2 protein-coding genes and 1 pseudogene are annotated in these 2058 nt (G+C 70.6%); 2 read left to right on the top strand and 1 reads right to left on the bottom strand.

All coding sequences use genetic code 11. The annotated features are described in order from the left end of the window. A pseudogene (locus ACTIR_RS27095) lies at positions 1-189 on the top strand (hypothetical protein); the annotation flags it as partial. A gap of 106 nt (positions 190-295) precedes the next feature. Here the strand turns inward: ACTIR_RS27095 and ACTIR_RS0103905 are convergent. Then, positions 296-793 (bottom strand): hypothetical protein, encoded by a 498-nt coding sequence (locus ACTIR_RS0103905; protein WP_026453288.1) that lies wholly within the window; start codon positions 791-793, stop codon positions 296-298. Between the two features lie 203 nt (positions 794-996). Between ACTIR_RS0103905 and ACTIR_RS0103900 the strand changes: the two genes are divergently transcribed. Continuing rightward, positions 997-1776 carry a sporulation protein gene (locus tag ACTIR_RS0103900; protein ID WP_026453287.1) on the top strand — a complete coding sequence of 260 codons (780 nt, stop codon included), beginning with the start codon at positions 997-999 and terminating at the stop codon, positions 1774-1776. Positions 1777-2058: the final 282 nt, after the last annotated feature.

The following is a 2058-nucleotide window of genomic DNA, read 5'->3' as shown; positions in this document are numbered from 1 at the left end:
GGCGCCGCGGCGGCCTCCGCGGCGGGGCGCGGGGGCATGGGTAGTGCGCCGATGGGGGCCGGTGCCGGGCGTGGTGGCCAGGGCAGTGAAGACGAAGAGCACCAGCGGCCCGGCTACCTCGTCGAGGCCGATCCGGACAGCCTGTTCGGGACCGAGGAGCGCACAGCACCCCCGGTTATCGGCGAATGACCGTGCGTCCGAGCGCACGGTGTCGCCGATGCGCTACCACACGGGTGCGGCGCGCCGGTCCGGTCGCCGCTGCGGAAAGCGGGGCGGGGCATGCCGCCCCGCGCCGCTACACCGGCTCCCAGGTGTTGTAGATCGGGCTGAAACCCCGCCCGTCGAGCAGGTTGATCACGTTGTCGTCGCGGGTCACCGAGAACCCGTGGGCACGCAGCTCGGCGACGAAGGCGTCCTCGTACTCGACGGGGATCTCCAGGTAGTCGCCGTTGTGCACGGTGTCGACCAGCTCGCCGAAGCGGGCCCGCACGGGATCCGGCAGCAGCTCCAGAGCTCGGGACGCCACCATCGGCGGCCAGTCACCATCGGCGATCATCCCCAGTTCGACGATGTTGAAGGGCTCGTCCTCGGCGGCCAGCTCGGCCGGGTCCTCGTCCTCCTCGATCAGCGTCACCGGGTTGGTGGCGTGCACCGACTTCACCTTCCGCGCCTCGCCCCAGGTCCGTGCCTGCGCGATGGCGGTGATCTCCCGGGCCTCCGCGTAGGCGGTGTCGGCGTCGGCGACGGCCAGACAGTCGTGCATGTCCACGTGCCCGTAGACGAGCGAGCGCATCAGCGACCTCCTGTTCCGGCGGATTGTGAACCTCTGGTCTGTCGGTATCGGGCGCGCGTGGTGTTACGTGCCGTGTCCTGTGGCCTCTCTCAGAAGGTGGGTAGTCGGGGTATCACACCCGTTGCCGGAGGTGACCACGTCCGAATCGGACCAAGATGATCAAGATGCGCCTGCCGTGTCCGCGACGTGGATAGGGTCGTCGCATGTTCAAGAAGTTGCTTGCGGCCGTCGGTGTCGGTGGCGTCGAGGTGGAGACCACGTTGCGGGAGCAGGGGGCGCAGCCCGGTGGTGTCGTCGAGGGTGTGATCCGCCTGCGCTCCGGTGAGGTGGAGCAGGACATCTCGGGTGTGTACGTGGAGCTGGTCACCCGGGCCGAGCACGAGTTCGGTGACGACGAGATCGACGCCCTGCGGGGGTTCGGGCGGGTGGCCGTGCAGGAGGGCGGTGTCTCGCTGCCTCCCGGGCAGGTCGTCGAGCTGCCGTTCCGGCTGCCGGTCCCGGTGGAGACGCCGATCACGTTCTACAACAACGCGCATCTGCGGGGGAAGACGCAGGTGGCCGTGCGCACGGTGGTCGACGTCCGGGGCGCGATGGACGCGACCGACACCGACCCGATCGGTGTCGGCGCGCTGCCCGTGCAGCACCTCGTCCTCCGGGCGCTGGAGAATCTCGGGTTCCGGCTGCACTCGGCCGACGTCGAGGCGGGGCGCATCCCCCGCACCCGGCAGAGTCTGCCGTTCTACCAGGAGATCGAGTTCTCCGGATCGCCGAACTACCCGCGGCTCGAGCAGTTGGAGGTAACCTTCGTCGCCGGCTCCGACGGGATGGACGTGGTGCTGGAGTCGGAGAAGAAGGCGGGGCTGCTCACCGGCGGTGGCGACCGGTTGAACATCCTCTCGGTCGGTTACGACCAGGCCGGCCACCTCGACTGGCCCGGCGAGCTGCACAAGGTACTCGACTCGCTGGGGCAGGGCTGGCTCTGAGGCGGTGATCCGCCGCCCCCGTGCCGACCGCGGCCACAGCCCGGCGGCGTCGACTCGCGGCTCCAGCGCGTCGACTCGCAAACCTGGAGCGTCGACTCGCGGCTCCAGCGCGTCGACTCGCGGGGCTGGGGTGTCGACTCGCGGGACTGGAGCGTCGACTCGCGGGGTTGGGGTGGCGACTCGCGGGGGTGGGGGTCAGGTTGCGGCGCCGAGGCCGCGGAGGGTGCGGTCGACGAGGTCGCGCACGGTGTCCCGGGCGGCCTCGGCGTCCGGCGGGACCAG

The organism is Saccharomonospora iraqiensis subsp. iraqiensis (assembly GCF_000430445.1).
In the GTDB taxonomy this organism is placed as follows: domain Bacteria; phylum Actinomycetota; class Actinomycetes; order Mycobacteriales; family Pseudonocardiaceae; genus Saccharomonospora; species Saccharomonospora iraqiensis.
The sequence above is the reverse complement of the archived record's forward strand: the minus strand, read 5'-3'. Positions and strand labels throughout refer to the sequence as shown.